Annotated in this window: 20 protein-coding genes and 1 pseudogene; 16 read left to right on the forward strand and 5 right to left on the reverse strand. The window is 33.6% G+C overall.

Going from position 1 to position 22813, the window contains the following annotated elements; all coding sequences use genetic code 11:
- The first annotated feature begins 39 nt into the window (after positions 1-39).
- From brnQ to RYL55_RS00490, 9 genes are all read left to right on the forward strand, one after another.
- On the forward strand, positions 40-1401 hold the full coding sequence (gene brnQ, locus RYL55_RS00450) for a branched-chain amino acid transport system II carrier protein (RefSeq protein WP_315006289.1): 1362 nt from the start codon (positions 40-42) through the stop codon (positions 1399-1401).
- Between the two features lie 186 nt (positions 1402-1587).
- A complete protein-coding gene (locus RYL55_RS00455; RefSeq protein WP_315006291.1) occupies positions 1588-2412 on the forward strand; it encodes an ABC transporter ATP-binding protein in 825 nt (274 codons plus the stop codon).
- A complete protein-coding gene (locus RYL55_RS00460; RefSeq protein WP_315006292.1) occupies positions 2405-3133 on the forward strand; it encodes an ABC transporter permease in 729 nt (242 codons plus the stop codon). Before RYL55_RS00455 ends, RYL55_RS00460 begins: the two co-directional genes overlap by 8 nt.
- 244 nt (positions 3134-3377) lie before the next feature.
- Positions 3378-4349 (forward strand): CPBP family intramembrane glutamic endopeptidase, encoded by a 972-nt coding sequence (locus RYL55_RS00465; RefSeq protein ID WP_315006294.1) that lies wholly within the window; start codon positions 3378-3380, stop codon positions 4347-4349.
- A gap of 127 nt (positions 4350-4476) precedes the next feature.
- Complete coding sequence (locus RYL55_RS00470; protein ID WP_315006291.1) at positions 4477-5301, forward strand: ABC transporter ATP-binding protein; 825 nt, start codon at positions 4477-4479, stop codon at positions 5299-5301.
- A complete protein-coding gene (locus RYL55_RS00475; RefSeq protein ID WP_315006296.1) occupies positions 5294-6022 on the forward strand; it encodes an ABC transporter permease in 729 nt (242 codons plus the stop codon). Before RYL55_RS00470 ends, RYL55_RS00475 begins: the two co-directional genes overlap by 8 nt.
- Positions 6023-6267: 245 nt before the next feature.
- Positions 6268-7623, forward strand: coding sequence for a 23S rRNA (uracil(1939)-C(5))-methyltransferase RlmD (gene rlmD, locus RYL55_RS00480; RefSeq protein WP_315006298.1), 1356 nt, complete (start codon positions 6268-6270; stop codon positions 7621-7623).
- A gap of 9 nt (positions 7624-7632) precedes the next feature.
- Positions 7633-7989, forward strand: a complete 357-nt coding sequence (locus RYL55_RS00485) for a YbaN family protein (RefSeq protein WP_315006300.1) — start codon at positions 7633-7635, stop codon at positions 7987-7989.
- A gap of 168 nt (positions 7990-8157) precedes the next feature.
- Complete coding sequence (locus RYL55_RS00490; protein ID WP_315006302.1) at positions 8158-8928, forward strand: LPXTG cell wall anchor domain-containing protein; 771 nt, start codon at positions 8158-8160, stop codon at positions 8926-8928.
- A 21-nt stretch (positions 8929-8949) separates the two neighbouring features.
- Here RYL55_RS00490 and RYL55_RS00495 read toward each other — a convergent pair whose 3' ends face one another.
- Complete coding sequence (locus RYL55_RS00495; RefSeq protein ID WP_315006304.1) at positions 8950-10308, reverse strand: MATE family efflux transporter; 1359 nt, start codon at positions 10306-10308, stop codon at positions 8950-8952.
- A 133-nt stretch (positions 10309-10441) separates the two neighbouring features.
- Here RYL55_RS00495 and RYL55_RS00500 point away from each other — a divergent pair.
- A pseudogene (locus RYL55_RS00500) lies at positions 10442-10797 on the forward strand (DUF1304 domain-containing protein).
- A gap of 44 nt (positions 10798-10841) precedes the next feature.
- Here RYL55_RS00500 and RYL55_RS00505 read toward each other — a convergent pair.
- The 4 genes from RYL55_RS00505 to RYL55_RS00520 form a co-directional block, all read right to left on the reverse strand.
- Positions 10842-11825 carry a LacI family DNA-binding transcriptional regulator gene (locus RYL55_RS00505; RefSeq protein ID WP_315006306.1) on the reverse strand — a complete coding sequence of 328 codons (984 nt, stop codon included), beginning with the start codon at positions 11823-11825 and terminating at the stop codon, positions 10842-10844.
- A 78-nt stretch (positions 11826-11903) separates the two neighbouring features.
- Entirely contained in the window at positions 11904-12779 is an 876-nt protein-coding gene (locus RYL55_RS00510; RefSeq protein WP_315006309.1) for a carbohydrate ABC transporter permease, read from the reverse strand.
- Entirely contained in the window at positions 12779-13705 is a 927-nt protein-coding gene (locus tag RYL55_RS00515; RefSeq protein WP_315006311.1) for a sugar ABC transporter permease, read from the reverse strand. Before RYL55_RS00515 ends, RYL55_RS00510 begins: the two co-directional genes overlap by 1 nt.
- Before the next feature lie 99 nt (positions 13706-13804).
- The gene (locus tag RYL55_RS00520; RefSeq protein ID WP_315006313.1) at positions 13805-15106 is read right to left on the reverse strand and encodes an extracellular solute-binding protein; all 1302 of its coding nucleotides are present in this window, start codon (positions 15104-15106) and stop codon (positions 13805-13807) included.
- 343 nt (positions 15107-15449) lie between these two features.
- Here RYL55_RS00520 and malQ point away from each other — a divergent pair, with 343 nt between their 5' ends.
- From malQ to fusA, 6 genes are all read left to right on the forward strand, one after another.
- Positions 15450-16946, forward strand: coding sequence for a 4-alpha-glucanotransferase (gene malQ, locus RYL55_RS00525; RefSeq protein ID WP_315006315.1), 1497 nt, complete (start codon positions 15450-15452; stop codon positions 16944-16946).
- A gap of 25 nt (positions 16947-16971) precedes the next feature.
- The gene (locus tag RYL55_RS00530) at positions 16972-19233 is read left to right on the forward strand and encodes a glycogen/starch/alpha-glucan phosphorylase (protein WP_315006317.1); all 2262 of its coding nucleotides are present in this window, start codon (positions 16972-16974) and stop codon (positions 19231-19233) included.
- 96 nt (positions 19234-19329) lie between these two features.
- Positions 19330-20052, forward strand: coding sequence for a peroxide stress protein YaaA (gene yaaA, locus RYL55_RS00535; protein ID WP_315006319.1), 723 nt, complete (start codon positions 19330-19332; stop codon positions 20050-20052).
- A gap of 271 nt (positions 20053-20323) precedes the next feature.
- The gene (gene rpsL, locus RYL55_RS00540; RefSeq protein WP_005607493.1) at positions 20324-20737 is read left to right on the forward strand and encodes a 30S ribosomal protein S12; all 414 of its coding nucleotides are present in this window, start codon (positions 20324-20326) and stop codon (positions 20735-20737) included.
- 60 nt (positions 20738-20797) lie between these two features.
- A complete protein-coding gene (gene rpsG, locus RYL55_RS00545) occupies positions 20798-21268 on the forward strand; it encodes a 30S ribosomal protein S7 (protein WP_227931867.1) in 471 nt (156 codons plus the stop codon).
- Between the two features lie 71 nt (positions 21269-21339).
- A partial coding sequence (fusA, locus tag RYL55_RS00550; RefSeq protein ID WP_315006322.1) for an elongation factor G occupies positions 21340-22813 on the forward strand: 1474 nt, incomplete at its 3' end.

Consider the following 22813-nt stretch of genomic DNA (forward strand, 5'->3'; position numbering starts at 1 on the left):
GTGCTCTTTCGTATATATAAGGAAAAAGGAGAATGTAAGATGAAGAAGGGTTTATTAACAGGTTTATTATTGTTTGGTTTCTTTTTTGGAGCAGGGAATTTAATCTTTCCTCCTTCATTAGGATTGTTTTCTGGTGAGTATTTCGGACCAGCGATTGCGGGATTTATTTTATCCGGTGTGGGTATTCCAATTATTACATTAATTGTCGGTGCGATGAGTAATGGAAGTTTTAAACATGAATTAGAAAGTAAAGTTCATAAAGTATTTGCGGTAGCATTTTTAGCTATTTTATATTTATCCATTGGACCATTTTTTGCGATTCCAAGAACAGCAACGGTTTCGTATTCGATTAGTATTCAGCCATTTGAGTCAGCTTTGGCTTCAATGGGAATTTCAGGTACTGTATCATTGTTGATTTATACCGTTTTATATTTTGCTGCAGCCTATTGGATTGCGATTAATCGTTCTTCGATTTTAAATAGTATTGGAAAAATTTTAACGCCATTATTTGCAGGATTAATTTTAGTCTTAGTGTTATTAGGGGCGATTAAATATGCAGGAGTAGCCCCAATGCAAGCAGCAACAGCTTATCAAAATGGAGCTTCATTTGGAAATGGATTTATTGAAGGGTACAATACACTAGATGCACTTGCAGCAGTAGCATTTTGCGTAGTAGCAGTAAATACATTGAAAAAATTCCATTTTTCTTCTAAAGAAGAATATACAAAAACGATTTTGAGTGTAGGTTTAGTAACTGCTGTTGGGTTTAGTATTTTATATTTAGGATTAGCCAATCTAGGAAATCATTTTACAGTACCAGCAGATGTATTAGCAGATAAAGTAGTGAATAAAGGTTCTTATATTTTAGCAGCTGCTTCAAAAGATATTTTCGGAGTATTTGGACAAGTATTTTTAGGAGCAATGGTTATTTTAACTTGCTTTACAACAACAGTTGGATTAATTGTTTCAACTGGGGAATTCTTTGAAGAATTATTCCCTAAATATTCTTATAAAGTATATGCAACAGTGTTCTCTTTAATTGGATTTGGGTTTTCGAATTTAGGATTAAATACGGTCATTAAAGTTTCGCTGCCAGTATTATTAATTTTATATCCAATTACAATTATTATGGTTGTATTAATTATTTTAAATAAATTTGTTCCACTTTCTAAAACTGGAATGCAGTTAACAGTTGGATTAACGGTTCTAGTATCCGTATTAACAGTATTAGGCGATACGTTAAAATTAACGGTATTATCTACAGTGATGACTCAATTACCATTCTCTACCTTATCGTTAGGATGGGTTGTTCCAGCATTTGTAGGGATAGTGATTGCTTTGGTTTTAAGTGATAAACAAAAAGGTGAAGTATTTGATTTTGAAAAAATTTTAGCAGAGTAAGAAAGTAGAAAATAATGAAAAATAAAGGCATACCGATTGATTTTGGTATGCTTTTTTGTCGTGACAATTTGCATGAGAAGTCGTGACGAAAGTCATGGTAGGTAGTGACTTAAGGCACTACTGGAACAAAGAAAAATTTTCTATAATGAATTCATCAGTTAGGAAATCAGTAAAGAGGGGATAAACATGATTATCGTAAAAAATGTAACAAAAAAATTTGGACAAAAAGTAGCTTTAGAAGAAATTTCTTTTGAAGTTAATAAAGGAGAAATTTTCGGATTCTTAGGGCCATCTGGTTCAGGGAAAACAACAATGATTAAAATTTTAACGGGGCAATTAAATGCCGATAGCGGGCAAACAGAATTGTTAGGAAAAGTATCAGAAAAGCTAACTCCAGCAGATTTAGAACAAATCGGATTAGTGAGTGATACGAGTGGATTTTATGAAAAACTAAGTCTCTATAAAAATTTACAAGCTTATGCAAAATTATATGGAAAACCAAATGCGCGAGTAGATGAAGTGTTAAAACAAGTTGATTTATATGATAGTAAGAACTTAGCAGCCGAAAAACTATCAACAGGAATGAAACAACGAATGTTTCTAGCAAGAGCTTTAATCAATAAACCACAAGTATTATTTTTAGATGAACCAACAAGCGGATTAGATCCAACTACTTCTAAGAAAATCCATGAATTATTATTAGATCTGAAAGAAGCAGGAACAACGATTTTCTTAACAACACACGATATGAACGAAGCAACATTATTATGTGACCGTCTAAGTTTACTAAATAGAGGACATTTAATTGAATATGGAACACCTGCTTCGATTATTCAAAAATATAATCACGAGAAAAAAGTTCAATTAACATTCGCAGATGAAACACAAACACAAATTACTTTTGAAGAATTAGGACAAACAGATTTAGCACAAGTTGTTGCGATTCACTCATGTGAACCAACATTAGAAGAAATATTTATTCAATTGACAGGAGAGAAATTAAATGATTAAACGATTAACTGCCTTAGTTTGGCTACGCACACAAGTATTATTAAGTAACACCACTTTATTAGCAACGATTTTATTACCGTATGGATTGTTAGTGTTATATAACCAATTTATGAATGCGGATGGACAACATGCTTCATATATGGTATTCATGTGTTTATCATTAGCATTCTCAGTTTCTCTAGGAAGTTTAACTTCTTTAACAATTGCAGAAGATAAGGAAAAGAAAAACTTAAAATCTTTATTACTCAGTGGTGTTAGAAATGGTGAGTATTTATTATCTGCACTATTTTATCCAGTCGTTGTTGGGCTTGTAACAATTGTAAGTTTTCCAATGATTGTAGATGCTGACTTTGGAAAACATTCAGGTGAATATTATGTAGTAGCGATTGTTGTGGGACTATGTATTGTTTTATTAAACTTATTGATTGCCTCTCTTTCTAATACTCAATCACAAGCGCAAGTGAATGGTTTAGTACCTATGATGGCTATTTCATTCTTACCATTGTTCTCTGGATTAAGTGAGACTGCTTCAAAAATTGCTCATTATACATTTATGGGAGTTTATGTAGACTTCTTTACTAAAGAAAGTTTCGAATTAAGTTTTGAAACAATTGGTGTAGCATTAGCTTGGTTAGTAGGCTTATTCTTAGTAAACTTAATTGTATTAAATCCAACACGAAAAGAAATGTTCTTAGCAAAACTAACAAGAAAAGCTGTATAGAGAGCAAACTAGACTTTCTTACTGTAGTATAATTGTATTATCGTATCGAGGCACATTATGGTAGAAAGTTAAATAGATCATAGGAAAGGCATACCGATTTCGGTATGCTTTTTTGTCGTGACGATTTGCATGAGAAGTCATGACGAAAGTCATGGTAGGTAGTGACTCTAGGCACTACTGAGAAGAAGAAATTTTTCCTATAATGAATTCATCAGTAAGAGATAAAAGAAATGAGGAATATCAAATGACAAACGAATATAAGTTACAAGTAAAAGAGAACTTGATCAGTCAGAAACAGGAATTAAAGGAGAGTATTAGGCAAATCTTTAAACAATTGTTAATCTATTTAGGGATTTTCCTTGGAGTTGTTTTTGGTTTTTCAGTTGTAGCGGAAGTGTTAAGGCTCCTACCATTAGACTTTGTAACGGAAGAGCTGGTTCAAAATATTACAGATGCTGGAAATATTTTTGGCTCAGCAATCGCCATTTTAGTATTTTATAAAAAACAAAAGATTGCCTTTCTACCAACTGTTAAAACGCATCATCAAAAGTTGAGTCTTAAACAAGTAGCTATCATTATTGTTTTATTATTAGGATGCCAATTTGTATTTAATCAAGTAGCGAATATTTTTGAAGTAGCTTTGAATGTGATTGGTTTCAGTGCTAAAAAAGAAGTTGAGTTAGCAACTGTTGGACATCATTCAAGCATGTATTTCTTATATGCAGCATTTATGGGACCGCTAGTTGAAGAATTAGTGATGCGTGGTGGAATTGCTTATCGATTACAAAAATATGGTAAAGTATTTAGTATTATTTTTTCAGCAATTGTATTTGGATTTTTCCATATGAATTTTGTTCAAGGGGTGTTCGCTTTCTTAGTAGGAATTATGTTAGCGTATATCGCAATTGAATATAGTTTTGGATGGGCGGTTTTCTTCCATATTTTAAATAACTTTGGGTTCAATTTAATTTTAGGAACTTTCATGACAAGTATGGTTGGAGAAGCACAAGCAGAAACGATTAGTTTAACGATTATGTCTATTGCAGCAGCTGCTTCTGTAATTTTATTAGGAATGAATCGTAAGCAAATCACTCAATATGTACAAGAAAATCGTACGGCAAAAGGAACATACAAAGTTGCATTCTCAAGTATTTTAGGAGGTGTGTTCTTCATTATTTGTATCATTGTAGCTTTATTAGGATTACAGCCATTGTAAAATGCTAAAAGTCATCAAGAATTGTGACGAAAGTCATGGTAGGTAGTGACTTAAGGCACTACTGGAACAAAGAAAAATTTTCTATAATGAATTCATCAGTTAGGAAATCAGTAAAGAGGGGATAAACATGATTATCGTAAAAAATGTAACAAAAAAATTTGGACAAAAAGTAGCTTTAGAAGAAATTTCTTTTGAAGTTAATAAAGGAGAAATTTTCGGATTCTTAGGGCCATCTGGTTCAGGGAAAACAACAATGATTAAAATTTTAACGGGGCAATTAAATGCCGATAGCGGGCAAACAGAATTGTTAGGAAAAGTATCAGAAAAGCTAACTCCAGCAGATTTAGAACAAATCGGATTAGTGAGTGATACGAGTGGATTTTATGAAAAACTAAGTCTCTATAAAAATTTACAAGCTTATGCAAAATTATATGGAAAACCAAATGCGCGAGTAGATGAAGTGTTAAAACAAGTTGATTTATATGATAGTAAGAACTTAGCAGCCGAAAAACTATCAACAGGAATGAAACAACGAATGTTTCTAGCAAGAGCTTTAATCAATAAACCACAAGTATTATTTTTAGATGAACCAACAAGCGGATTAGATCCAACTACTTCTAAGAAAATCCATGAATTATTATTAGATCTGAAAGAAGCAGGAACAACGATTTTCTTAACAACACACGATATGAACGAAGCAACATTATTATGTGACCGTCTAAGTTTACTAAATAGAGGACATTTAATTGAATATGGAACACCTGCTTCGATTATTCAAAAATATAATCACGAGAAAAAAGTTCAATTAACATTCGCAGATGAAACACAAACACAAATTACTTTTGAAGAATTAGGACAAACAGATTTAGCACAAGTTGTTGCGATTCACTCATGTGAACCAACATTAGAAGAAATATTTATTCAATTGACAGGAGAGAAATTAAATGATTAAACGATTAACTGCCTTAGTTTGGCTACGCACACAAGTATTATTAAGTAACACCACTTTATTAGCAACGATTTTATTACCGTATGGATTGTTAGTGTTATATAACCAATTTATGAATGCGGATGGACAACATGCTTCATATATGGTATTCATGTGTTTATCATTAGCATTCTCAGTTTCTCTAGGAAGTTTAACTTCTTTAACAATTGCAGAAGATAAGGAAAAGAAAAACTTAAAATCTTTATTACTCAGTGGTGTTAGAAATGGTGAGTATTTATTATCTGCACTATTTTATCCAGTCGTTGTTGGGCTTGTAACAATTGTAAGTTTTCCAATGATTGTAGATGCTGACTTTGGAAAACATTCAGGTGAATATTATGTAGTAGCGATTGTTGTGGGACTATGTATTGTTTTATTAAACTTATTGATTGCCTCTCTTTCTAATACTCAATCACAAGCGCAAGTGAATGGTTTAGTACCTATGATGGCTATTTCATTCTTACCATTGTTCTCTGGATTAAGTGAGACTGCTTCAAAAATTGCTCATTATACATTTATGGGAGTTTATGTAGACTTCTTTACTAAAGAAAGTTTCGAATTAAGTTTTGAAACAATTGGTGTAGCATTAGCTTGGTTAGTAGGCTTATTCTTAGTAAACTTAATTGTATTAAATCCAACACGAAAAGAAATGTTTTTAGCAAAACTAGCAAGAAAAGCGGTATAAGAGCGAATTAGACTTTTGCACTGTAGTATAAAGGACGGCAGCAGCCCTGTCGGTCTCATGCCTATTAATACTACAGTAGAAAGTCCATTCTTTTGGAATGGATATAATGAGAGAGCGTTACGAATTAGGTGTTTTGACTTTATAGTCAAAATACCTTTTTTTAGTTTGAATTTCTCACTGGACTATAAAATTATCCAAAAATAAGCTATAATAAATCAGACAAATAGTAGTGAGTGAGGATAGAGATGAAAAAAAATGACCGTATAGAAGTACAAATTGATGATTTAACGTATGAAGGAATGGGTGTTGCGAAAGTCGATGGATTCCCTCTTTTTATTGAAAATGCTCTACCAGGGGAAAAAGTAGTAGTGCATGTTTTAAAAATTGGGAAAAAATTTGGTTATGCCAAAGTTGTCGAATGGGTATCTACGAGTCCTGACCGTATTCCATTAGTTAATCCAAATGGAACTCGAGTCGGAACAATGCCTTTACAACATATGAAATATAAAGCTCAATTAGCGTTTAAACAAAAACAAGTGAAACATGTCATGAATACAATTGCGAAAATGCCAGAGTTAGAAGTTCGTCCAACAATTGGAATGGAACATCCATTTGGATATCGGAATAAAGCTCAAATTCCTGTTAGAATGGTAGATGGCTTATTAACGACAGGATTTTTCAAGAAAAACTCACACGACTTAGTTCCAATTGAAGATTTTCATATTCAAGATCCAGAAATTGATCGTATCATTTTAGTAGTCAGAGATATTTTACGGAAATATGCGATTGAAGCTTATGATGAAGAAAAACATACCGGCGATTTACGTCATATAATTGTACGTAGAGGATTGCGCACTTCTCAAGTGATGATTATTTTAGTTACTCGTACAGAGAAGTTTGTTCAAAAAGAGGCAGTTGTAGAGCAAATTACCCAGCAATTACCAGAAGTGGTGTCGATTGTCCAAAATATTCAACCTCATCAATCAAATGTGATTATGGGTTCTCAAAAGAAAGTATTATTTGGAGAAGATGCTTTCCAAGAAGCATTAATGGAATTTACTTTTACGATTAGTTCTCGTTCATTTTTCCAAGTTAATACGATTCAAACGGAAGTGTTGTATCATGAAGCCATTCAAGCAGCTGGATTAACTGGAGATGAAACGGTAGTGGACGCTTATTGTGGAATCGGAACAATGAGTTTAGCTTTTGCTAAACGTGCTAAAAAAGTTTATGCCATGGAAATTGTACCGGATGCCATTCAAATGGCGAAAGAAAATGCACGAATCAATCAGATTGAAAATGTAACATTCGAAGTGGGAGCGGCTGAAAAAGTCATGCCGACTTGGGTAGATTCAGGATTACAACCAGATGTGATTGTAGTCGATCCACCGAGAAAAGGATTAGATGGAGCATTTATTGATGCAGCTGTTAAAACTAAAGCTAGAAAAATCGTGTACGTTAGCTGTAATCCAGCAACATTAGCACGTGATTTAGTATTATTCCAAGAAAAAGGGTATCAGGCACTGTATGCTCAACCAGTGGATATGTTCCCAATGACGACAGCGATTGAAACAGTAGCTGTATTAGAACGAATGAATTAAGGAGGAAATATGAGAGGATTTTATTTTATTGTAGCATGGATTTCATTAGCATTAGGGGTTATAGGAATCGTCCTTCCAGTTTTGCCAACGACACCCTTTTTATTATTAACGGTATTCTGTTTCTCAAAAAGTTCCAAAAGATTTGAAGAATGGTTTGCCAATACGAAATTATACCGAATTTATGTATCGGATTATTTAGAAACCAAATCCATAGCAAGATCTCGTAAAAAGAAAATTATTATTTATATTTACATTTTAATGGGGATTTCTATTTATTTTGCCCCAATTATTTATGTAAAAATCGGTCTAGGTTTATTAACGGTATTTATTACGTATTATCTATTTAAAGTTATTCCGGATAAATAAGTATTGAAGTCTCCTAAGGGAGGCTTTTTTATTTTAGGATTTTTCACACAAAGGGAAGAAATAATTGAATGTAGGGATGTTGAAAGCGAATTCTCGTAGTAGTATAATAAAGCTAAATATGAAAAAGGCTATGGGGAGAATTTCTAAAGATAAAGTGGGTATTTTAAAATGAAAAAAAGTAAAATGATAAAAATAGTTTTAGCAACAACGATATTCGGTGGATTGTATACTTCACATATTGTTAGCGCACAGGAAAATAATACGGATAAACTGCATTCAGTTGAAATAGCTGTAAATAAGGCGTTTATTAATCAATTTCCTTATGGAGAGCAATTTATGGATGAAGATGGAGTGTTAGCTACTAGAATAAAAGCACCAGATACGGCAGTCAATACCAAACCAAAGGAGTATGAAAAAGAAGTAACTCGTAAAGTAAATTTTAAGGATAAAAAAACAGGAAAGACATTATCCCGAGTTTATCAAACTATTAGATTTTATGGAACATATGAATCAGAAAAGGGTGTTCCTGAAATATTAGAAAAGCCAGAATTTACTTACGAAGTCGGAATACCAGAAGTACATAAGAAAGAAGAGGTTTCAGAAGGTAAGATTACTCCCGAAATTCATGAAAAAGGAGATCCATTAGTCTTTGATCGTCCAGAATATAAAGAAGAACAAATCAAAGATATTCCGCCAGTTATAGATATTCCTAAAAAGGAAAAACCAAAAGTTTCTGAAGAACCGAAAGAAGAAACTACACAAGAAGAACCAAAGGAACCAGAAAATACTATTCTAGAAACAACAACGGAGGAAATGAAAGTTCCACGACTACCTCAAACTGGAGAAAGTTTTAATGGAGGTATACTAGGATTAGCTTTTGCTAGTTTAATAGTAGCAATGTTGATATTGAAAAAAACGTTAAAAGAATATAAGAAATAATAATAAAAAACGCATCTCGTCTTAAGAATACGATGCGTTTTTTAATGATTGAATAATCGGTTGATGTTTATAAGAATAATATAACTGAATCGTCATTGGAACCCAAATAAGTGGTTCGCAGAAAATAACTCCCATATATCCAGTTGAAGGAATAATGAAGAGTACAAATAAAATTTTCCCAAATAATTCAATGAAACTTGAAATTAAAGGCGTAATTTTTTGTCCTAATCCTTGTAAACTATTTCGAAGGACTAGTAAAACGGCTAATACTGGATAAAATGATGAACTAATTCGATTATAAAGAGATGCGTTCGAGATTAGCTCAGGATCAGTCGAACCAGAAATCAATTCGTTTAATGATGGACTGGCAAAAAATAATGTAATAGCAACAAAGATTGTCCATACAATTGCAACCATACTTCCTAAATAAATGCCTCGTTGAATTCTTTGAGGACGATTCGCTCCTAAATTTTGAGAAGTAAAGGTTGTTAAAGATGATGCAATCGCTGAAACAGGTAGCATTGAAAACGACATAATTCTTCTAGCAGAAGTTTGAGCACTAATGATGGTTGCTCCTAGCGCATTAATAGAAGTTTGTAAGGTTACTGTTCCAATAGAAACAATTGAAGTCATTAGTCCCATTGCTAGACCTTGTCCTAATAAATCAAGATACAATTCTTTATCCCATATAAAATGTTTTCGCTGTGGCAATAAGAAATTGGCTCTTTTTCGAATATAAAAATAACAAAGAATAGCAGAAAGTCCCTGAGAAATAATCGTAGCTAAACCTGCTGATTGCACACCTAAGTGTAATTGAGTAATAAAGAATAAATCTAAAATAATATTAACAATAGCAGAAAATATTAAAAAATATAATGCTGCTTGACTATCTCCAACTGCACGAAGTAAACCAGCGCAGAGATTATAAGCGAATGTGACTCCTACACATAGGACAATCATATGAATATACTGATAAGATAAATCAATGATTTCAGTTGGAGTTCCTAAAAATCCTAATAAAGGATACATTCCAAAGTGACCGATTGTTGAAACTAAGAAGCTAAGAGCTAGCCCAATTACTAATGTTGAAGCAACTGCTCGTTTTAATTGCGTCATATCTTGTGCACCAAAACAGCGAGCGATGACAACGCCCATACCATTTCCTACTCCAAGCGCAAACCCGATAACGAGTTCGAAAATAGCAGCAGTAGCACCAACACCTGCAAGAGCATTTGGTCCTAAATAACGACCAACAATCATAATATCCGCAGTATTATATAATTGTTGAAAAACATTTGAAATTAAGATGGGAATTGCAAAAGTAATAATAGAGCGTAAAATAGGTCCATCTAGTAAATTAACAGAAGTTTTTTTAAACATAATATAGTTTTATCATCTTCCTCCTTATTTGAATTGATACTATTTTATCAAAAAAATAGAATGATTTACAATGGTTATAGTAATGTTTAATATAATTAAATTAATAAAATGATATATTTTGGAGGAATGAATCATGTCAATGATAACAATAATCCTTGGAACTTTAGTAGCTTTAGAGTTTTTTTATATTTTTTACTTGGAAACAATAACGACAACATCTTCCAATACAGCAAGAGTTTTTAAAATGCAGGAAGAAGAATTGAGCCGTCCATCAGTGACTACACTATTTAAAAATCAAGGAGTGTATAACGGATTGATAGGAGTATTAATTCTTATTGCAATTTTTGTAGTTCCGAGTATTACTTGGCTTGTTCTTTTATTGCGTATATCATTTTAGTAGCGTTATATGGAAGTGTAACGAGTGATAAAATGATTCTTTTAAAACAAGATGGGATAGCGATTTTGACATTAATCTCGTTATTCTTTTAAAAACAAATAAGCATGAAAGCCCAAAATAACTTTCATGCTTATTTTTATAGTCTAATGATAGAATGTTCAACAAATGTACGATAACACATCATTTGTTTATTGTTATAAGAATCGATGACCTTTAATAACATTTGAAAGGCACTTCTACCAAGTTCCAATGTATGAATATTAACATATGCAGTCATTGGAAGTAGTGGAGGGTTTGAGTCAAATGTTAGAACTGGAACAGAAATTTGATTCTCGTTTAAGTATCTAAGAGCTCCTTCTGTAATTAAAGCATCGGTTGTTACAACTCCATCGATGTTTTCTCGTTCGATAATACTTTTCATCGTTTGATAGCCACGTTCTCTCGTAAATTCCCCAACATGAGATATTAATCCTTCTTTAATAGGAATAGCATAATGTTCGAGTGCTTTTTTATACCCAATTAAACGATCTTGCGAAACGAATAATTGATGACGTCCGCTAATCAATGCAATAGAAGAACATCCTTCTTTTATCATATATTCAGTTGCATCGAATCCAGCTTTTTCATTATTATTATCGACAAATGAAATAAAGGGTGATAAAGATTTTCCGATTACGACACTAGGGAATTCTTGTTCAATTGCTAATTCCACTAATGGATCGTCTGTTTCCCCGTAAAGAAATATAATCCCATCAACACGTCTCCCTAAAATGGTGTCTTTTAAAATTTTTAAACGCTGTTCGTCGTCTTTGCCTGTACATAACTGAATCAAATAATGATGATCTGCGGCAATTTGAGAAATCCCTCGAATAACTTCTGGGAAGAAAGAGTTTTGATAAAATGCATCCGTATCTCTTGGTAGAACGACACCGATGACATTGGTTTTATTGCTAGCCAAGCTTCGAGCATTGAAATTAGGATGGTAATTAAGAGCCTCCATTGCTTGGCGTACTCTTTTTTTAGTTGCTTCACTAATACTTGATTTATCTTGAATGACACGGGTGACAGTTGAAGGTGATACTTCAGCCAGTCGAGCAACATCTTTAATGGTGACAGCCATTTAAATTCTCCTTTTTTGTGTGAATATAAAAAATCTGGGCAGGAAAACAATGTTAACCAGCCCAGAGTAATAATCATCTTAAGATTTGATAGCTCCGTCAACCATACCTTTCATGATATGTTTTTGAGCAATTAAGAATAGGATGATGACTGGTAACATAATTAATAGAGTTGATGTTAAAATCATATCCCATTGTTTTGTAAATGATCCTGCAAAGTTAGATACTGCGATTGGAAGTGTTTGAATCGCATTCCCTTTACCTAATAATAATAGTGGTAATAAGAAGTCGTTCCAAATCCAAATACCATTTAAGATTAAAATTGTTACATAGATTGGTTTTAAAATTGGTAATACAACATAGAAGAATGTTTGCATTTTATTACATCCATCTAATTCAGCTGCTTCTTCGATTTCAAGTGGAACACCTTTAATGAAGCCGTGGAACATAAATACAGATAGAGACATTCCAAAACCAGTGTAAGCAAAGATGATACCAGGATAAGTACGTAATAAGCTAAATCCGAATAAAGGATTTGTAATTGTATCACTTAAAATTTTGAACCAAGTTACTAATGGATACATTACAACTTGGAAAGGAATTACCATTGATGCTACAAAGATAAAGAATACAACAGTTGATAGTTTAGAACGGTAACGAACTAATCCCCAAGCAGCTAATGCTGAGAATAATGTAATCGTTACTAATGAAATCACTGTAATAATTGTTGAAGCAAAAAATGATGATGGGTATTTAATGGAAGGATTATTCCAAATTGTTACCGCATTTGTCCATAGTTGACCGAAATTTGCAGGCCATGATAATGGGCTAGCCAAGATTTCGGCAGAACTTTTAGCTGAGTTAATCACTAATAAAAAGATTGGGCTTAAGAATAATAAGAATAAAACAGCTCCAAAAATTTCTAAAAGTAACAAGCCGAGTTTTTGGTTTTTCATTATAAGTCAATCTCCTTCCGTTTAGTGATTGAAGTTTGAACAACACTGATAATTACTAAGATGAAGAATAAAATAACTGCACGAGCTTGTCCTTGTGCCATTAAGTTGTCTCCAGAAGCAGTGTTATAAATATTCATTGTAATAAACTCTGTACTTTGGATAGCTTTATCATGCCATAATAGAGATGGTCCACCACCAGTAAGTGAGAAGTTTACATCGAAAATTTTAAATGAGTTTGTAATCGTTAAGAATAGTGATACCGTAAATGCAGGCATTACCATAGGAATAATAATATGTCTTAATCTTTGTAAAGCATTTGCACCATCAAGAGAAGCAGATTCTACTAAACTTGAAGGTACATTTTGTAATGCAGCAAAGTAAATCATCATAATATAACCAGCATATTGCCATGTGTTCGTAATAATTAAAGCTAATACTGCTAATTTAACGTCACCTAAAAATAGATTATCTACTAAGAATTGACTACCAATAGCTGAACCTAAAGCAGGGAATACTGAGTTATAAATGAATTGCCAGATATACCCTAATACAAGTCCCCCGATAAGGTTAGGAATAAAGAATCCAGCTCTGAAAATTTCACTGAATTTAATTTTACTAGCTACTAGTAAAGCTAAACCGAATGATACAAAGTTTACAACGACTACGTTAAATAATGCGAAAATAACAGTAATCATTAATGAATATTGGAAACGAGTATCGGCAAAACTGTCTGTAAAGTTTTTTAATCCAACAAAGTTAATTTTAGTTTGAGTAACACTCTTCCAGTCTGTTAGAGAATAGTAGAAACCTAAGAAGAAAGGTACAATAATTACGAGTGCGAAAATGATAAATGCCGGTAGCACAAGCCAGTAAAACGTACGTCTTGCGCGATCGTCACGACTAAGAGCTTTTTTATTCTTAGACATGTTAGGGTTCCTCCTTTTATGTATCGATGAGGTATTAATAACAGCAAACCCACAACGACCGTTGTAAGTAGTTGTGGGCCTGTGTTACATACTTAATTGTTATTTTTGAAGTAAGCTTGGTACTTCTTTGATTTGATTTGTGATCAATTCTTGGAATTTAGCTTTGTCGATTGAACCTTGAGCGTATTGTCCGAAGATTGGTCCTAATTTACCCATTAAGAAGTTGTCAGGCATGAAGTATGGGTTATCAAATGAGTAAACTGGTTTTTTAGCAGCAACCCATTCAGCTAAGAATTTAGATAATGGAGCGCTAGGCATTTCTTTAGAAGTAGAGAATGCTGAAATCATGTTAGCTTTGTTTACAGTGTAATCTTGACCTTCTTTAGTATCAACTAAGTCAGCGAAGAATTTGTTGATTGAATCTAAAGCTTTAGTGTCTTTGTTAACTACATAGTAAGATGGAGCACCGATGAATAATCCATCAGCATTTTTGTCTTTTCCTAAAGTTTGATAAGGGATGAATCCCATTTCGAATTTAGCGTTTAATTGTTTTAAGTTAGGATCTTTCCAGTTTCCTTGGTGTAAGAATGCTGCTTTACCACTAGCAAATGCAGAGTCCATGTCTTCTTGAGTACCAACTGTTAATAATTTTTTCTCAGTATGTTTGAATAATAATTCAACCCAGTCAGCATAGTTAGATAAACGAGCTTTGTCAGTTTCACCTTTAACTACTTGTTGAGTAACTGTACGGTCTCCGTTTGGTAAACCAGAACTTAAGTAAGCAGCGAAGTCGTGGATACCCATGATCCAAGTTTCACCTTCTTTAGTAGCAGTTGCTACTACTGTAGATAAACCTAATTCATCTTTTTTGCTTTCTAATGTATCCATTGCTTTTTGAACTGCATCAAATGAAGTTAATGAAGCAGGGTCAATACCAGCTTTAGATAATACATCTTTGTTGTAAGCTAAACCGTAACCTTCAACAGCTACTGGGAATCCGTAAACATCGTTTCCTTGTTTGAATTCAAATTCTGTTTTGTCAATCCAGTCACCTTTAAGTGGTTGTAAGTTATCTTTCCATAAGTCGTATCCAGCTTGACCTTCAATTACGAATACGTCTGGAGCAGTTCCAGCAGTAAATTCAGTTTTTAATTGATCTGAAATTTTACATGAACCAGAACATGTTTTAATGTTTACTGTAACTCCGTTTTTGTCGCCCCATTCTTTAGCGTATGCTGTTAAAGCATCTTGAATTTCACTCTTGTTACTATATAAAGTGAATTCTTTCTTGCTTTCAGAAGAGCCTCCTTTTGAAGAGTCTGATGATTTGCTGCCGCAAGCTGCTAATGCTAAACCAGCTAAACCAACAACGAATGATTTTTTAATCCAAGTGTTTGCCATTATTTTTTCCTCCCTTGAGATATATTCAGTTAACGCAAACGATTTCTTAACTGGCTTTAGTATACCTCTTTTGGAAATCGTTTGCAAGACTTTTTTTATAATTTTTTTAAAAAAATTTTAGCGGTTACATTTTAAACGGTATCTTGTTTATTTATAAAGCTATATTTATTAATAGGTAAAAAGTCGTTATTATAAGCGTTTTCTTTTAAAAAATGTTTTTATAAAAATTTGAAATTTTACTTGCTTTTTTATTTTTTTTCTAATAGTATTAAAGCAAACGGTTGCGTAAGTTTTGAATTTACGTACTCAATTAGATGGATAAAGAAAAGAGGGTAATATTTTTATGAAAGAAAGACAATCTGGTGTGTTAATGCATATTTCTTCTTTGCCGGGGAAATATGGAATTGGTTCATTTGGAAAATCTGCTTATGATTTTGTAGATTTTTTAGTACGTAGCAAACAAACTTATTGGCAAATTCTTCCATTAGGAACAACAAGTTATGGAGATTCTCCATATCAATCTTTTTCAGCATTTGCTGGAAATACACATTTTTTAGATTTAGATCTATTTGTTCAGGAAGGTTTATTAAATGAAGAAGAATTAACAGGTAATTGGGGAGAAGATTCTACAACTGTTGATTATGCTTTAATTTATGAAAAGAGAAGACCTATTTTAGAAAAAGTCGTTAAACGTTTCTTAGAAAAAGAAGATTTAACGGATTACCATCGTTTTGTGGAAGAAAAAGCAGAGTGGTTAGAACCATTTGCAGAATATATGGCGATTAAAGAAAGCTTCGATATGAAGAGTTGGACTAATTGGACGGATGAAGAAATCAAACGTCGTCATCCAGAAGCTTTAGCAAACTACCGTGAAAAATTAGCGGATAAATTAGAATATCATCGTGTCACTCAATATTTATTTGATAAACAATGGAAAGCGTTGAAAAAATATGCGAATGAACACCATATCCAAATTATTGGAGATATGCCAATTTATGTTGCAGAAGACAGCGTTGAAATGTGGGCAACACCTCACTACTTCAAAACAGATGAAGTTGGTAATGCGGCTTGTGTAGCGGGATGTCCACCAGATAGTTTTTCACCATTAGGACAATTATGGGGAAATCCAATTTATAATTGGAGAACGATGAAATTAGATGGCTTTACTTGGTGGATTAAACGATTGAAAGCAAGCTTTGAATTGTTTGATGTAGTTAGAATTGACCACTTCCGAGGATTTGCAGCTTACTGGGAAATTCCAGCAGGTGCAACAGATGCTACTGGTGGTGAATGGGTAAAAGGTCCAGGTTTTGACTTATTTGAAGCAGTGAAAAATGAACTTGGAGATTTACCAATTATCGCCGAGGATTTAGGATTTATGGATGATGCGGTTATTGAATTGCGTGAAGCGACAGGATTCCCAGGAATGAAAATTTTAGAATTTGGATTTATGGGAGCAGAACCAAGTAGCACAGATTTACCACATTATTATCCGGTAAACTCTGTTTCTTATACGGGAACGCATGATAATGATACAGTTTTAGGCTGGTATGAATCTGCAACAGATGAAGAACGTGATTTCTGTAATCGTTATTTAAATCGTACAGATGAGCCAATTAGTTACGCATTATTAAGAAGTTTATATGGTTCTGTAAGTAAGATGACTATTGCAACGATGCAAGATTTATTACAATTGGATACAACAGCTCGTATGAATATTCCAAGCACTCTTGGTGGAAATTGGGTGTGGAGAATGCAAGAAGGAGATATTACACAAGAAGTGGAAGATTTCCTATTAGAGATTACAGAATTATATGATCGTTCAAACGAACAGTTGTAGGGTTAACAAGTAGAAGGAGAAAACAATGCAAACATTAAAACAATATGTAGAAAGTAACTACCAAAAATCATTAGGAGAATGTTCAAAGGAAGAAGTATATGTAGCTTTATTACATTATACAAAAGAGAAAAGTGCAGCATTACCAGTAAATGAAGGAAAGAAAAAAGTTTATTACATTTCTGCAGAATTTTTAATTGGTAAATTACTATCTAATAATTTAATTAATTTAGGAATTTATGATGAAGTAAAAGAAGAATTAGAAGCTGAGGGACATACTTTAGCAGAAATCGAAGAAATTGAATTAGAACCATCATTAGGAAACGGTGGATTAGGGCGTTTGGCAGCGTGTTTCTTAGATTCGATTGCAACTCTTGGTTTACCAGGGGATGGGGTTGGATTAAATTATCACTTTGGATTATTTGAACAAAAATTCAAAGATAATCAACAAAATGCAGTGCCAAATAACTGGTTAACTCCAGATAGTTGGTTAGTTCCAACTTCTGTTTCATACGAAGTGCCATTTGCAAACTTTACATTGAAATCAAAAATGTTCAATATTGATGTATTAGGTTATGAACAATCTCATAAAAACCAATTACATTTATTCGATGTAGATACAATTGATGAATCATTAGTGCGTGACGACTCAATTACATTTGATAAAACAAAAATTGCTGAAAACTTAACATTATTCTTATATCCAGATGATAGTGATGAGCAAGGTGAATTATTACGTATTTACCAACAATACTTCATGGTAAGTAATGGGGCTCAATTGTTATTAGATGAAGCAGTTGCTAAAGGAAGTAACTTACATGACTTAGCAGAATATGCAACAGTTCAAATTAATGATACTCACCCATCGATGGTGATTCCTGAATTAATTCGCTTATTAGGCGACCGTGGAATTGAGTTTGATGAAGCAGTTGAAATTGTTCGCTCAATGACAGCTTATACAAACCATACAATTTTAGCAGAAGCTTTAGAAAAATGGCCTTTACATTACTTAGAACAAGTAGTACCTCACTTAGTGCCAATTATTAAAGAATTAGATGCTCGTGTAAGAGCTCAATTTGATGATGCAAGTGTAGCCATTATTGACGAACATAACCGTGTTCACATGGCGAATATGGATATCCACTATGGATATAGCGTAAATGGTGTAGCAGCATTGCATACAGAAATTTTAAAACAAAGTGAATTGAAGAATTTCTATGAAATTTATCCAGAGAAATTCAATAACAAAACAAACGGAATTACATTCCGTCGTTGGTTAATGCATGCGAACCCAGAATTAGCAAAATTATTAGACCGTACAATTGGAAAAGAATACCGTCATGATGCAACTAAATTAGAAGCGTTAAAAGCTCATACACATGATTTAGAATTCCAAGAAACATTAAAAGGTATTAAACGTAATAATAAATTACGTTTGAAACACTTCTTACAAGAACACCAAGGTGTAACTGTGAAAGAAGATTCAATTTTTGACGTTCAAATTAAACGTATGCACGAATACAAACGTCAACAAATGAATGCATTATATGTAATTTACAAATACTTAGACATTAAAAATGGAAACATTCCTGCGAAACCAATCACAATTATCTTTGGAGGGAAAGCTGCTCCTGCTTATGTTATTGCGCAAGATATTATTCATTTAATTTTATGCTTATCTGAATTAATTGCCAATGACCCAGAAGTAAGCCCACACTTACAAGTTGTAATGGTAGAAAACTACAATGTTACTGCAGCAACTCACTTAATTCCTGCAGCGGATATTTCTGAACAAATTTCATTAGCTTCAAAAGAAGCAAGTGGAACAGGAAATATGAAATTCATGTTAAACGGTGCGTTAACATTAGGAACATTAGACGGAGCGAATGTGGAAATCCACGAATTAGTTGGAGATGAAAATATTTATGTCTTTGGTGAAGATAGTGACACTGTTATTAAACATTATGAAAATAGTGATTATCATTCACATTCATACTATGAAAGAGAAGCGATTCGTCCATTAGTAGACTTTATCGTAAGTGATGCTTTAGTATCATTAGGAAATAAAGAACGTCTAGAAAGATTATTCAATGAATTAATCAATAAAGACTGGTTCATGACTTTATTAGACTTAGAAGACTATATTCAAACAAAAGAACGTATGTTAGTGGATTATCACGATCGTGAAAATTGGATTGCAAAAGTAATTACAAATATTGCAATGGCTGGTTTCTTCTCAAGTGACCGTACAATTGCAGACTATAACCGTGATATTTGGAAATTAAAATAATAGAGCGAAAAATGAAGGAGTAAGAAATAACGAGAGTTGTTTCTTGCTTCTTTTTTGCGTTACAATAGAAATAGACAAAAAGGAAAGGAAGATTCGATGAAAATAATTATGTCTCCTGCAAAAGAAATGGTAATTGACTTACCTATACAAAAAGATTGGAAGTTAACACAAGATAGTCAAGCGATTGTATCTAAATTAATGACTGTTACTAAAGAAGAATTGCAGCAGTTGTTAAAAGTGAGTGATGCCTTATTAGAAGAAAATTGGTTAAAAATCCAAAATTTCAAAGAACATGTTACATATCATGCGATGGATTTATATCAAGGATTAGCGTTTCGAAGTTTTAAGCAAGTAGCGGATTGGACAGAACATCGGGATTATGCAGTGAAACATATTAGAATTCTTTCGGCATTATATGGAGCTATTAGTCCAGAGGAATGTGTGAAGCCGTACCGATTAGATTTAACGATGAATTTAAAGGTTGAAGGTCTAACTTTAAAAAAATATTGGAAAGAAAGAATAACAACATCTTTTGAAAAGGGAGAGTGTGTAATCAATCTCGCAAGTAGTGAGTTTTCTTCGTTATTTTCTAGAAAAGATTATGAGTGGGTAGACGTTGATTTTTTTGAGAAAAAAGAAGGAGTGTTAAAACAACATTCTACCATTTCAAAAAAAGCTAGAGGAAAAATGGCAGCTTGGATGATGCATCATCATATTCAAGATAAAGTAGCATTGCAACATTTTGACATAGATGGATTTACATTTGATGCATCACTTTCCAAAGAAAATTACTATTGTTTTGTAAAAGAAGTTTCGTAATTTGGTATAAGAAAAATAAGTAGGAGTGTTCAAGATATATACAAAAACTATAAAATGAAATAGCCATCACCCATTGACGAATTTAAATAATTATGGTACTATGTCAAAGGTGCTTTTATACCTGATTCCTGATTAGAAATCATATCAGTCGTGCTGACTGGTAAAAAGGCCACTGAGAGAGACATTTATGTGTCTTTTAATTTTTACAAAAAAATGGACCACCAGGATGTGTGGACCAAGAAGAACCCGATAGGGAAGGAGGAAGAGCTAAATGCCAACAATTAACCAATTAGTCCGTAAACCTCGTAAATCAGCAGTTGAGAAATCAGCTTCTCCAGCGTTAGGTAAAGGATATAACAGCTTTAAAAAATCACAAACGAATACAAACTCTCCACAAAAACGTGGTGTATGTACTCGTGTAGGTACTATGACACCTAAAAAACCTAACTCAGCGTTACGTAAATATGCCCGTGTACGTTTATCAAACTTAATCGAAGTAACTGCGTACATTCCAGGTATTGGTCACAACTTACAAGAACACAGCGTAGTATTAATCCGTGGTGGACGTGTAAAAGACTTACCAGGGGTACGTTACCACATCATCCGTGGTGCATTAGACACTGCTGGAGTTAACAACCGTATGCAAGGTCGTTCTAAATACGGTACAAAACGTCCTAAAAAATAATTTAGGCTAACAATAAACAATAATAATAAATAACTCAACATGATGAAAGGAGGATTATAAATGCCTCGTAAAGGTCCTGTCGCAAAACGTGATGTTTTGCCTGATCCAATTTATAATTCAAAATTAGTTACTCGTTTAATCAACCGTTTAATGGTAGATGGTAAACGTGGTAAAGCAGCAACAATTTTATACAATGCATTTGACATCGTTAAAGAACAAACTGGAAATGATCCAATGGAAGTGTTCGATCAAGCTATGAAGAACATTATGCCAGTATTAGAAGTTAAAGCTCGCCGTGTTGGTGGTTCTAACTATCAAGTACCAGTTGAAGTTCGTTCAGACCGTCGTACTACATTAGGTTTACGTTGGTTAGTAAACTACTCACGCTTACGTGGTGAAGACACTATGGAAGTTCGTTTAGCTCGTGAAATCATGGATGCAGCGAACAACACAGGTGCTTCTGTTAAAAAACGTGAAGATACACATAAAATGGCAGAAGCAAACAAAGCGTTTGCTCACTATCGTTGGTAAGATTCAAAAAGCCTTCGGGCTTTTTAATCTATGCATAAATTAACTATTAAATAAAGAGGTGTAGAACGAAGATGGCAAAGAGAGAATTTACTCTTGAAAACACGCGTAATATCGGTATCATGGCTCACATTGACGCAGGTAAAACTACAACAACTGAGCGTGTACTTTATTACACTGGTAAAATCCATAAAATTGGTGAAACTCACGAAGGTGCTTCACAAATGGACTGGATGGAACAAGAACAAGAACGTGGTATTACTATCACATCTGCTGCTACAACAGCACAATGGAAAGGTCACCGTATTAATATCATCGACACACCAGGGCACGTGGACTTCACAGTTGAAGTAGAACGTTCTCTACGTGTATTAGATGGAGCTGTAGCGGTACTTGATGCACAGTCTGGGGTTGAACCTCAAACAGAAACTGTATGGCGTCAAGCTACAACATATGGTGTTCCTCGTATCGTATTTGCTAACAAAATGGATAAAATCGGTGCAGACTTCTTATATTCTGTACGTACTATTCATGAACGTTTACAAGCAAATGCTCACCCAATTCAATTACCAATCGGTGCTGAAGATGAATTTTCAGGAATCATCGATTTAATTAAAATGAAAGCTGAAATCTATACAAATGACTTAGGTACAGATATCCAAGAAACAGATATCCCTGAAGATTTACAAGATTTAGCAGAAGAATGGCGTGAAAAATTAGTGGAAGCAGTAGCTGAAACTGATGAAGAATTAATGGAACGCTACTTAGAAGGCGATGAAATTTCACAAGAAGAATTAAAAGCAGCTATCCGTAAAGCTACATGTGCTGCTGAATTCTATCCAGTATTATGTGGATCAGCTTTCAAAAACAAAGGGGTACAATTAATGTTAGATGCAGTAGTTGACTACTTACCATCACCATTAGACGTACCAGCTATTAAAGGGATTGATCCTAACACTGATGAAGAAACAGAACGTCACTCTTCAGATGAAGAACCATTCTCAGCATTAGCATTTAAAGTTATGACTGACCCATTCGTAGGTCGTTTAACATTCTTCCGTGTGTACTCTGGTACTTTACAATCAGGTTCATACGTTAAAAACTCAACTAAAGGTAAACGTGAACGTGTAGGACGTATCTTACAAATGCACGCTAACTCACGTCAAGAAATTCCTGAAGTATTCTCTGGAGATATCGCTGCAGCAGTAGGTCTTAAAGATACAACTACTGGGGACACATTATGTGATGAAAAAGCAGAAGTTATCTTAGAGTCTATGGAATTCCCTGATCCAGTTATCGAAGTAGCGATTGAACCAAAATCAAAAGCTGACCAAGATAAAATGGGTATTGCTTTACAAAAACTTGCAGAAGAAGACCCAACATTCCGTGCTTACACTAACCAAGAAACTGGTGAAACAGTTATCGCTGGTATGGGTGAGTTACACTTGGATATCATCGTTGACCGTATGCGTCGTGAATTCAAAGTTGAAGCTAACGTAGGTGCTCCTCAAGTATCTTACCGTGAAACATTCCGCGCTTCTACTCAAG

It is taken from the genome of uncultured Granulicatella sp., assembly GCF_963515615.1.
Lineage (GTDB): Bacteria > Bacillota > Bacilli > Lactobacillales > Aerococcaceae > Granulicatella.

Excerpts from the sequence above, each read along its gene's own strand:
- RYL55_RS00530 (WP_315006317.1), top strand. The coding sequence starts at position 16,972 with ATGCAAACATTAAAACAATATGTAGAAAGTAACTACCAAAAATCATTA.
- RYL55_RS00465 (WP_315006294.1), top strand. The coding sequence starts at position 3,378 with ATGACAAACGAATATAAGTTACAAGTAAAAGAGAACTTGATCAGTCAG.
- rpsG (WP_227931867.1), top strand. The coding sequence starts at position 20,798 with ATGCCTCGTAAAGGTCCTGTCGCAAAACGTGATGTTTTGCCTGATCCA.
- RYL55_RS00520 (WP_315006313.1), bottom strand. The coding sequence starts at position 15,106 with ATGGCAAACACTTGGATTAAAAAATCATTCGTTGTTGGTTTAGCTGGT.
- RYL55_RS00460 (WP_315006292.1), top strand. The coding sequence starts at position 2,405 with ATGATTAAACGATTAACTGCCTTAGTTTGGCTACGCACACAAGTATTA.
- RYL55_RS00470 (WP_315006291.1), top strand. The coding sequence starts at position 4,477 with ATGATTATCGTAAAAAATGTAACAAAAAAATTTGGACAAAAAGTAGCT.
- RYL55_RS00485 (WP_315006300.1), top strand. The coding sequence starts at position 7,633 with ATGAGAGGATTTTATTTTATTGTAGCATGGATTTCATTAGCATTAGGG.
- RYL55_RS00455 (WP_315006291.1), top strand. The coding sequence starts at position 1,588 with ATGATTATCGTAAAAAATGTAACAAAAAAATTTGGACAAAAAGTAGCT.
- RYL55_RS00490 (WP_315006302.1), top strand. The coding sequence starts at position 8,158 with ATGAAAAAAAGTAAAATGATAAAAATAGTTTTAGCAACAACGATATTC.
- RYL55_RS00495 (WP_315006304.1), bottom strand. The coding sequence starts at position 10,308 with ATGTTTAAAAAAACTTCTGTTAATTTACTAGATGGACCTATTTTACGC.
- yaaA (WP_315006319.1), top strand. The coding sequence starts at position 19,330 with ATGAAAATAATTATGTCTCCTGCAAAAGAAATGGTAATTGACTTACCT.
- brnQ (WP_315006289.1), top strand. The coding sequence starts at position 40 with ATGAAGAAGGGTTTATTAACAGGTTTATTATTGTTTGGTTTCTTTTTT.
- RYL55_RS00515 (WP_315006311.1), bottom strand. The coding sequence starts at position 13,705 with ATGTCTAAGAATAAAAAAGCTCTTAGTCGTGACGATCGCGCAAGACGT.
- rlmD (WP_315006298.1), top strand. The coding sequence starts at position 6,268 with ATGAAAAAAAATGACCGTATAGAAGTACAAATTGATGATTTAACGTAT.
- rpsL (WP_005607493.1), top strand. The coding sequence starts at position 20,324 with ATGCCAACAATTAACCAATTAGTCCGTAAACCTCGTAAATCAGCAGTT.
- RYL55_RS00505 (WP_315006306.1), bottom strand. The coding sequence starts at position 11,825 with ATGGCTGTCACCATTAAAGATGTTGCTCGACTGGCTGAAGTATCACCT.
- RYL55_RS00510 (WP_315006309.1), bottom strand. The coding sequence starts at position 12,779 with ATGAAAAACCAAAAACTCGGCTTGTTACTTTTAGAAATTTTTGGAGCT.
- malQ (WP_315006315.1), top strand. The coding sequence starts at position 15,450 with ATGAAAGAAAGACAATCTGGTGTGTTAATGCATATTTCTTCTTTGCCG.
- RYL55_RS00475 (WP_315006296.1), top strand. The coding sequence starts at position 5,294 with ATGATTAAACGATTAACTGCCTTAGTTTGGCTACGCACACAAGTATTA.